This window comes from Pseudomonas sp. FSL R10-0399, from assembly GCF_009600165.1.
GTDB lineage: Bacteria > Pseudomonadota > Gammaproteobacteria > Pseudomonadales > Pseudomonadaceae > Aquipseudomonas > Aquipseudomonas helleri.
Window position 1 is genome coordinate 1 of the sequence record NZ_WIWK01000357.1, and the last position, 230, is coordinate 230.

At 62.2% G+C, this 230-nt stretch carries 1 pseudogene; it reads right to left on the reverse strand.

Annotated features, from left to right (window positions below):
- Positions 1 to 230, reverse strand: a pseudogene (locus GHO41_RS29690) (RHS repeat protein); the annotation flags it as partial.

The window sequence follows — 230 nt, forward strand, 5'->3', positions numbered from 1 at the left end:
GCGTCGTACTCGTGCTGCCAGATGGCAACGTGGCAGGGTTTGTAGAGGTGCAGGTGCTGATGTTCGCGGGTGTTATTTCCCGCCGCATCGTAAAACCACTGCAGTTTGCAGGTCGGGTTGGTGGCCAGCAGCAGGTTGCCGTTGCCATCGTAGGCAAAGGTTTCGGTCTGCCATTGCTTGCCACCCTGGTAGGCGGCGTGGCGGGCGCTCAGGCGGCCGAGCGGGTCGTA